Here is a 9,511-nt window from a genome sequence, read left to right on the forward strand (position 1 = left end):
CGCGCCCGCCGCATTGCCGCGCCCCCCGGCGCAACGCATCGCCATCGCCCGCGACGCAGCCTTCAGTTTCACCTACCCCCACCTGCTGGAAGGCTGGCACGCCGCCGGAGCCCAGATCCTGCCTTTCTCCCCCCTCGCGGACGAAGTCCCCGATCCCGACGCCGATCTCGTCTGGCTACCCGGCGGTTATCCCGAATTACACGCCGGCAAACTTGCCGCCGCCACGCGGTTCCGCACTGCGCTGCGCAAACACGCCGAGTCAAAGCCGGTGCATGGCGAGTGCGGCGGCTACATGGCCCTCGGCCAGGCGCTGATCGACAAGGAGGGAACACGCCACGAAATGGCCGGGCTGCTGGGCCTCGTCACCTCCTATGAAAAGCGCAAGTTCCACCTTGGATACCGCCGCGCGACCCTTTCGGCCCCGATGCCGGGATTCGATGCAGGCGCAACCCTGCGCGGCCACGAATTTCACTATTCCACTATCCTCGACCAGCCCGACGCCCCGCTGGCGCAGGTCGCGGACGCCGATGGCAACCCGGTACCGGAAACCGGCTCGGTCCGGGGCCACGCGTCCGGCACGTTCTTTCACCTGATCACCGGGGACGAAACGCCATGACCGGCTTCGTCTCCTTCGTCTCTTCGGGACCGGGCGACCCGGACCTGCTGACGCTCAAGGCCGTCGACCGGCTCAAGCGCGCCGACGCCGTGCTGTTCGACGACCTGTCCTCGGGGCCGATCCTGGCCCACGCACGGCGCGGCGCCGACCTTGTGGGCGTGGGCAAGCGGGCCGGGCGCAACTCGCCCAAGCAGGACCATGTCAGCCGCCTGCTGGTGGATTACGCCCGCCTGGACCAGCGGGTCGTGCGCCTGAAATCCGGCGACAGCGGCGTGTTCGGCCGGCTGGAGGAGGAAATCGTCGCCCTCAAGGCAGAGCGAATTCCATACGAGATCATTCCCGGCGTTCCCTCGGCCAATGCCGCCGCGGCCGCCGCCGGCATTCCCCTGACCCGCCGCCTGACCGCCCGGCGCGTGCAATACATCACCGGCCACGACGTCACCGGCGCCCTGCCCGAGGACGTCAACATGGCCGCCCTGGCCGACCCGGCCGCGACGACCGTGGTTTTCATGGGCAAGCGCACCTTTCCGCAACTGGCCGCGCGCCTGATCGATGCGGGCCTTCCGCCCGCGACCCCCGCGATCCTGGCCGAAGCCGTCAGCCGTCCCGAACAGAAGATCACCCGCCACACCGTCGCAACCCTGTCGGACCTGCTGGCACAAGAGAGCAGCGACCATCCCGCCCTGATCCTCTACGGTTCGCTGGCAGACACATGACGCAGCGACCCGCCCCCCATTGCCGCACCATTGGTGCATCGGGACCGACCGAACCCGGACCCCGCCCATGATCGAAGATCTCTGGCTCATCGGGATCGGCACGGGCAACCCCGCGCATGTTACCCTCGAAGGGGCGGATGCGCTGCGCGATGCGGCCATCATCCTGCTGCCGACCAAGGGCGACGACAAGGAGGACCTCGCCCACCTGCGACACGCCATCATCACGGCGTCCGGCAGCACGGCCCGCATCGTCCCCTTCGAATACCCGGTGCGCGACCCCGACCTGCCCTATGAGGAACGCGTCGCCGCCTGGCACGACGAGATCGCCCGACGCTGGATCAAGGCCCTCGACGGGCACTCCGTCGACGGACCGGTCGCCTTGCTGGTCTGGGGCGACCCATCCCTCTACGACAGCACGATCAGGATCGCAGAACGCCTGTCGCCCAAACCGGCGCTGCGCGTCGTGCCGGGCATCACGGCGATCCAGGCGCTGACCGCGGCCCACGCCATCCCGCTCAATACCGTGGACGGCCCCGTCCGCATCACGACGGGCCGGCAACTGCGCGCGCATGGACTGCCGCCAGAGGAAACCACCGCGGTCGTCATGCTGGACGGATTGTGCTCGTTCCAGCAACTCGACCCGGCGGGCCTGCATATCTGGTGGGGCGCCTATCTCGGCTCCGACAACCAGATCCTGATCGAGGGGCCCCTGGAAAAGGTCGGACAGAAAATCGTGGACACACGCGCCCGGGCCCGCGCCCGGCACGGTTGGATCATGGACAGCTACCTGTTGCGTCGCATGTGACCGGGCCCGGCAAACCGGACCCGGATTTTGCCGGACCTCAGCGCGCCAGGACCAAAAGCCCGGAATGCGATCACGACCCTATCCAGCGTCAGCGCCCTTGGCCTTCCCGCGTCCGAACCGGAAAAGCCTGGTGACGATCACGAAAAACAGCGGCACGAAAATGACGCCAAGCACCGTGCCGGATATCGTTCCGCCCAGAACGCCCGAGCCAATCGCGTTGCGCCCGCCGGACCCCGCGCCGGAACTCAACACCAGCGGCAGCACGCCCAGAGAGAACGCCATCGAGGTCATGATGATCGGACGGAAACGCTGCCGCGCGGCCACGACCACCGCGTCGACAACCCGCTCGCCCGCCACGTGCCTGTCACGCGCAAACTCCACGATCAGAATCGCGTTCTTGCCCGTCAGGCCGATCACGGTCAGCAGCCCGACCTGGAAGAAGACACCATTGTCGAACCCGCCGAAATAGGCCGCCGACAAGGCGCCCACAACGCCGATCGGCATGGCAAGCATGACCGCGAACGGGATCGACCAGCTTTCATAAAGCGCGGCAAGCGACAGGAACACCGCCGCAAGCGATAGCGCATAAAGCAGCGGCGCCTGGTTGCCCGATTGCCGTTCCTCCAGCGACAGGCCGGTCCAGGACAGCGCAAAACCCGGCGGCAACTGCTCGGCCAGGCGCTCCATCTCGGCCATCGCGGCACCGGTCGACACACCGGGGGCGGGTGCGCCCTGCAATTGCATCGACGGAATACCGTTGAAGCGGTAGAGGCCCTGCGGCCCGTAATTCCATGATCCTTTCGCAAAGTTCGAGAACGGCACCAGGCCGCCGCTGGCATTGCGTACCCGCCACTTGTCGATGTCGGACGGGATCGCGCGATCGGGCGCGTCGCCTTGCACATAGACGCGCTTGATCCGGCCCTGGTCGATAAAATCGTTCACGTATGATCCGGCCCAGGCCACCGTCAGCAACTGGCCGACATCGCTGGCAGTGACCCCCATCGCGCCCGCCTTGCGCCAGTCGATATCCAGGTTGAACTGCGAGGCATCCTCCAGCCCGTTGGGCCGGGCCGACGCGATCAACTCGCTTTGCGCCGCCAGCCCCAGAAGCTGGTTGCGAGCCTGAAGCAGTTCCTCGTGGCTCTGCCCGCCCCGCGCCTGCAGGTACACGTCGAAGCCCGACACGTTGCCAAGCTCGATCACCGAGGGGGGCACGATCGGAAACACCATCGCGTCGCGTATCCCGCTCAGCGCCCCAAAGGCGCGCCCGGCCAGCGCCTGCACACTCTGGCCCTCCGACTTGCGCTCGTCCCAGTCCTTCAACTGAACAAAGGCGATGCCCATGTTCTGACCCCTGCCGGCAAAGCTGAATCCCACGACGCCGAACATGGATTTCACCGTGTCGGTCTCCTGCGTCAGGAAATAATCCTCGACCTGTTCCAGCACGTCCAGCGTCCGCTCCGCCGTGGCGCCGGTCGGCGTCTGGATCAGGGTGAACAGGATGCCCTGATCCTCGTCCGGCAGGAACGCGGTCGGCGTGCGCGCGAACATGAAGGCCATCGCAACGGCAAGTGCGAGATAGACAATCCCCACCCGGACGGGCCGCTTGACGCTCCAGGCGACCGTGCGGGTATACCGTCCCAGAACCGAGTCGAAGCCGCGGTTGAACCAGCCGAAGGCGCCCTTTCTTTTGTCGCGATCCTTGTGCTTGAGGATCGTCGCGCACAGCGCCGGCGTCAGGGTCAGCGCAACCACCACCGAAAGCGCCATCGCCGACACGATCGTGATCGCGAACTGCTTGTAGATCACCCCTGTCGAACCGGGAAAGAACGCCATCGGCACGAACACCGCCGACAGCACCAGCGCGATCCCGATCAGCGCGCCGGTGATCTGCCCCATCGACTTGTAGGTCGCCTCGCGCGGCGGCAGGCCCTCTTCCTCCATGATCCGCTCGACATTCTCGACCACCACGATCGCGTCATCGACCAAAAGGCCGATCGCCAGCACCATGGCCAGCATCGTCAACGTGTTGATCGTGAATCCGGCCGCCGCCAGAACGCCGAACGTGCCCAAGAGCACCACCGGCACCGCCAGCGTCGGGATCAGCGTCGCGCGCAGGTTCTGCATGAACAGGAGCATCACCAGGAACACCAGCACGATCGCCTCGAACAGCGTCTTGATGACCTCCTTGATCGAGATCAGAACGAATGGCGTGGTGTCATAAGGGATGACGTATTCCACGCCTTCGGGAAAGAACTCCGCGAACTCGGCCATCCGCGACTTCACGGCCTCTGCGGTGTCCAGCGCATTGGCCCCCGGCGCTAGGCTGACGGCTAGGCCGGCGGCCGGATCCTGGTTGAAGCGTGCGATGGTGGCATAGTTCTCCGCGCCGATCTCGACGCGCGCCACGTCATCCAGCAGCACCAGCCCGCCGTCGGTCTCGGCCCGCAGGACGATCTGCCGGAAATCCTCGGGCGAGGTCAGAAGCGACTGCGCGGTGATCGTGGCATTCAGCTGCTGCCCCTCGACCGTCGGACGCGAGCCGAACGCCCCCGCCGAAATCTGGGCGTTCTGCGCCGACACCGCGTTCACAACGTCCGCAGGCGTCAGCTCGAAGGCCGCGAGCTTGGACGGATCCAGCCAGATCCGCATCGCGTATTGCGCGCCGAACACCTGGACCGACCCGACCCCCTCGACCCGGCTCAGCTCGTCGACAAGGTTCGTGACCATGTAATCCGACAGGTCGACCTGGTCGAAATTGTCCCCGCGCGAGATCATCCCGATCACCATCAGGAACCCGGCCGAGGATTTCTCGACCGTCACACCCTGCCGCTGAACGGCTTCCGGCAAGAGCGGCGTGGCGCGCGACAGCTTGTTCTGCACCTGGACCTGCGCGATATCGGCATCCGTGCCGGTCTCGAAGGTCAGCGTGATGCTCGACTGCCCCGCCGATGTCGAGTTGGACGAGAAATACCGCAACCCGTCCAGCCCGGTCATCTGCTGCTCGATGACCTGCGTCACCGTGTTGGCCACCGTCTCGGCCGAGGCGCCGGGATACGTCGCGTTGATCGAGACCGAAGGCGGCGCGATTTCCGGGTACTGCGCAATCGGCAGAATCCGGATAGCCAGAACTCCGATTCCCATGATCAGGATCGCGATGACCCAGGCAAAGACCGGGCGATCAATGAAAAAACGCGCCATTGAAGTGGATCCTTATGGGGATGTCTGTTCGCCCGCCTCGGCAGGCTCTTCGGTGTCCTCGCCGTCCGGCGCGGCCTCCGGGTCCGGGCGTTCCTCGGGCGCCACGGTCGCGCCGACGCCGGTCTTCTGGAAACCGGCGACAACCACCCGCTCGCCGTCCTGCAACCCGTCGCTGACCACCCATTCGGATCCGCGGTCCTGAAGGATGGTCACCTGGCGCTCCTCGACGACATTCTCGGCCGTCACCACCCAGGTGAACGGACGCCCGCGCCTGTCGCGCTGCACCGCTTCCTGCGGCACCAACAGCACGTTCTCGGCGGTGCCCACCGGCAGCTCGACCTGCACGTACATCCCCGGCAGCAACAGGCGGTCGGGATTGTCGAACTGCATGCGCAGCACGACCACGCCGGTCTGCGGGTCGACGTTCGGCTCCGCGGCGGTGATCGTGCCCGTCTCGTCGAATTCCGACCCGTCCGCCAGGGTCAGGCGCACCGTCGTGTCGGCATTGGTCAACTGGTCTTCTGTCTGCCCGCGGGTCCACCGCAGCAGGTCTGCGGCCGATTGGGTCACATCGACATAAACCGGATCGATGTCCCGGATCACCGCCAGCGGCTCAGCCTGGCTGGCCGTCACCAGCGCGCCCGGACTGGTCCGCGCCAGGCCGATCTCGCCCGACAGGCGCGCCCGGATCGTGGTGCGTTCCAGCTCGATCTCGGCCGACCGCAACTGCGCCTGGGCCACCTCCACCGCAGCCGCGGCGGTGTCGCGAACCGCCTTGGCCTCGTCGAAGGCCCGCTCGCTCGTCACGTTGCGCTCGCGCAGCTCCACCAGCCGCTCGGCCTCGACCTCCGCCGCATCCAACTGGACCCTGGCCTGCGTCACCGCGGCCTGCGCCTGTTCGACCGCGGCGGAATAGGTCGCGGAATCGATGCGGTAGAGCGCCTCGCCCGCCTCGACAAACGCGCCCTCCCGGAACAACCGTTCCGTGATGATTCCGTTGACCTGCGGACGCACCTCCGCCTCCGCCGACGCCGCGACCCGACCGGGAAGCGTCGAGGTCAGAGTCACCGTCTGCGCCTGCAAGGTGACAACCACGACCGGCACCGGCTCCTGTGCCTGCTGAGACATTGCGCGCCCGGTGAACAGGCTTGAAACAGTCAAGCCCAGGACCATTGTCACGACGACTAGGATGGAACGGTTCGTCATTGCGTTTCGACCCTCGATGGCGGATTCTACCGCGTTACATCTGCAAGATTGTCTCCTAGGCTCTTTGCATTGGAGTATCCACAGAAACCTTCGCTGCCCGGCTAACTTCGGCGCCGGCCCGACAGACTGAACAAGCAATGTACGAAAACATTGCGAACGCTTTGCGCGAAGGCATTGATAATGAGCAGTTAATAAAGACGCCGCAAGCGGCCTTCCATCACATTACCGGCAACGCTCGTGTCCCGGGCGCATCCGGCGTCAGAGGTTGCCATAAAGCTGATCGATACGCTCGATACAGTTTCGCAGACGGGGGCTTTTCCAGATCATCTCCGAAGTCCCGTCGTGATACGCTTCCGCTCTCACGCACCAGCGCTGCACATATTCACAGATCGCAAGCGCCTCGATAAAGCGTTCGTCGCGTACCAGCAGCACCACGGCGCGGTGAAACGCGAAAGGTCGGATCTGCTGTTCCGCCTGCATTTTCCTGACCTGCCACAGCAGGTATTCGATGTCGTCACGCCGGTTGCGCATCTTGCCCGTCTTGGTGGTCGTAACCGCCTTCCAGTCACCCATCCCAAAGAATATGACAAAAGTATGGCGTCCATTCAAATTCAAACGTGATTGACGTGAAAACTTGCCGAATTCCGCCCGTCGTCTGTTGCAGAATGCAACCAAACACGCGCAACTGCCGCTTGCAAAACATACGTGTGTATGGTCTATATATCCTTATTACCGTGCAAACCATACCTTAGCTATTCGACGAGAGGCACTCCATGGCGGCAATTGACCGGTACGACAGCAGCGAATGCCACGAACCCGATCCTGGCGGCGCAGAGCAAGACAGCCGGCACCTCGTGGGCCTCGTTCTCATAGGCATGATCTGCGGTACGACGGCGGCGATCACCGCGTTTCTCCACGGCGCCAGCCTCTGGACCATGCTGCTCGCCTATGTGTTGGTCGGCTGGGTGACGGGGCTGCTCGTGCTGGCAATCTGGGCGATCCGTTTCACCCTAACCGGACAGTGCACGCGCGCTGCCAACCGGCCCCCGTACCGGCGCAAAGGATAATGAGACGCGGCGTGGCACCACGCGCGCCAACTGAACCCAGCGGCATCCGGTCGCCGGGCGCAGCCTGCTCCGCCGCGAGCCTGCCCCGGCTCCTTAGCGCCAGCTTGCCCCGGTCGATGGCCATGCGGTACTGGTGATCCTCATGACGAAGGCACATGCATCCTTTGATGGGCTCGGCATCGCGGACCTCGTGCCGCCCATCGCAGCCCATCCCGAGGCCCCCCTGTCGGCCCTTCTGCCACAGGCACGTGCGGCGCTGACATACGCGCTCGCCTCGGCCGAACAGGACGCCCCCCTGCGCGCGTTCTTTTCGGTCTGCGACGGCAACACCCGCGCCCGCGTCGTGCATTTCACAGGTCCGGACGCCGAAACGATCTGGTCCCGGTTCGATTCGTGGCGCCGCGCCTGCCCCGACCCTGATCCGCAGGTCCGCTGGCTTCGTGTCGATTGGGTCACCCGCACCTGGAACCTGACATGGGAGCAGTGCCAGCTCGCCATATCCCGCAGCAAGCGCAACTATTTCCGCTACGGCATCGCCCTCGACCCAGCCTTCCGCCAGGCCTTCCTCGAGCAGGAACTGAACGCCAACGCCATGCTCTACCTCGGCAACGACCGGCAAGAGGGCGGGCTGAACGCGAAGAACACGCAGATCTACGGCCAGCGCCGCTTCGGTCACGACTTTCACCTGCCCGACGCACCGACCGATCCGGTGCGCCTCTTCGCCACCGATGCCTTTCTGCTTCAGCCGGATCGGCCCCCGGTGCCCCTGCACGGGTTCAGCGGCGGCACCGAGGGCCGCGACACCGGCCGCCGCCGCGTCGATCCACTCGACGCGGCCACGGTCGAAGACATGATCGACCAGTCCAGCCGCTTCCTCGCCGCCCAGGTGGATCCGGAGGGCCAGTTCGTCTACGGCCTTCACCCCTGCTTCGACCGCGAGATAAAGGCCTACAACACCCTGCGCCACGCCAGCACGGTCTATGCCATGCTCGAGGCGTGGCAGGTCACCCGCGACGCCGGGCTCAAGGCCGCGATCGACCGTGCCCTGCGCCTGCTGACCGAAGGACTCATCCGGCAATACACCCTCCCGGGTGGCGAACGGGTGGCCTATCTCCTCGACGTCAACAACGAGGTGAAACTGGGCGGCAGTGCTGTCTGCCTGCTTGCCCTCGTCACCTATACCGAGCTGACGGGCGACGAACGCCACCTGCCGCTTCTCGAACAGCTTGCGCAGGGCATCGCCCACATGCAGGACCCTGCCACCGGTCAACTGTCGCATGTGCTCGACGCCGAAGACCTGTCGGTCAAGGAACGGTTCCGCATCATCTATTACGACGGCGAGGCCGCCTTCGGCCTCATGCGCCTTTACGGCCTGACGAAAGACCCGCGCTGGCTGGCACTGGTGGAAAAGGCCTTCGACTACTTCATCGCACAGGAACACTGGCGCACCAACGATCACTGGCTCGGCTACTGCGTCAACGAACTGACGCTCTACCGCCCGGAAGAGCGTTATTTCCGCTTCGGCCTGCAGAACGTCGCCACCCATCTCGACTTCGTCATTGACAGGATCACCACCTTCCCGACGCTGCTGGAACTGATGATGGCGGCACACAAGATGATCCTCCGGCTGGAGCAGAGCGACGCGCATCGCCACCTTCTGAAACATCTCGACCGCGACAAGTTCTACCGCGCGCTGGAAACACGGGCACAGTATCTGCTGAACGGGTTTTTCTGGCCCGAAACGGCGATGTATTTCCGCAATCCGCAACGCATTCTGGGCAGCTTCTTCATCCGCCATCACGCGTTCCGGGTCCGCATCGACGACGTGGAACACTACCTGTCCGGTTTCGTGGCCTATCTTCGCCATTACCTGCACCGCGAACCTGAGCCGCCCCGCCCG

At 65.1% G+C, this 9,511-nt stretch carries 7 protein-coding genes and 1 pseudogene; 5 read left to right on the top strand and 3 right to left on the bottom strand.

Annotated features, from left to right (window positions below):
* From RBB31_RS20280 to cobF, 3 genes and pseudogenes are all read left to right on the top strand, one after another.
* Positions 1-616 (top strand): annotated as a pseudogene (locus RBB31_RS20280) (cobyrinic acid a,c-diamide synthase); the annotation flags it as partial.
* The gene (cobA, locus tag RBB31_RS20285) at positions 613-1,332 is read left to right on the top strand and encodes a uroporphyrinogen-III C-methyltransferase (RefSeq protein ID WP_306131072.1); all 720 of its coding nucleotides are present in this window, start codon (positions 613-615) and stop codon (positions 1,330-1,332) included. The pseudogene RBB31_RS20280 and the gene cobA, both read left to right, overlap by 4 nt.
* A gap of 67 nt (positions 1,333-1,399) precedes the next feature.
* Entirely contained in the window at positions 1,400-2,137 is a 738-nt protein-coding gene (gene cobF, locus RBB31_RS20290) for a precorrin-6A synthase (deacetylating) (RefSeq protein WP_306131073.1), read from the top strand.
* Between the two features lie 78 nt (positions 2,138-2,215).
* On the opposite strand, the gene RBB31_RS20295 is transcribed toward cobF, so the two are convergent.
* The 3 genes from RBB31_RS20295 to RBB31_RS20305 all read right to left on the bottom strand — a co-directional run bounded on the left by RBB31_RS20295 (position 2,216) and on the right by RBB31_RS20305 (position 7,117).
* Positions 2,216-5,338 (bottom strand): efflux RND transporter permease subunit, encoded by a 3,123-nt coding sequence (locus RBB31_RS20295; protein WP_306131074.1) that lies wholly within the window; start codon positions 5,336-5,338, stop codon positions 2,216-2,218.
* Between the two features lie 12 nt (positions 5,339-5,350).
* Positions 5,351-6,544: an efflux RND transporter periplasmic adaptor subunit gene (locus RBB31_RS20300; RefSeq protein WP_371931355.1), complete on the bottom strand. Its 1,194-nt coding sequence runs from the start codon at positions 6,542-6,544 to the stop codon at positions 5,351-5,353.
* A gap of 258 nt (positions 6,545-6,802) precedes the next feature.
* Positions 6,803-7,117 carry a hypothetical protein gene (locus tag RBB31_RS20305; protein ID WP_306131075.1) on the bottom strand — a complete coding sequence of 105 codons (315 nt, stop codon included), beginning with the start codon at positions 7,115-7,117 and terminating at the stop codon, positions 6,803-6,805.
* Positions 7,118-7,317: 200 nt separating this feature from the next.
* On the opposite strand from RBB31_RS20305, the gene RBB31_RS20310 reads away from it, so the two are divergent.
* Both RBB31_RS20310 and RBB31_RS20315 read left to right on the top strand, forming a co-directional pair.
* Positions 7,318-7,611 (top strand): hypothetical protein, encoded by a 294-nt coding sequence (locus RBB31_RS20310; protein WP_306131076.1) that lies wholly within the window; start codon positions 7,318-7,320, stop codon positions 7,609-7,611.
* A 142-nt stretch (positions 7,612-7,753) separates the two neighbouring features.
* The coding region (locus tag RBB31_RS20315; protein WP_306131077.1) for a hypothetical protein at positions 7,754-9,511 on the top strand (1,758 nt) is incomplete at its 3' end.

Origin of the sequence: Roseovarius sp. MMSF_3350 (assembly GCF_030733425.1) — a bacterium.
Lineage (GTDB): Bacteria > Pseudomonadota > Alphaproteobacteria > Rhodobacterales > Rhodobacteraceae > Roseovarius.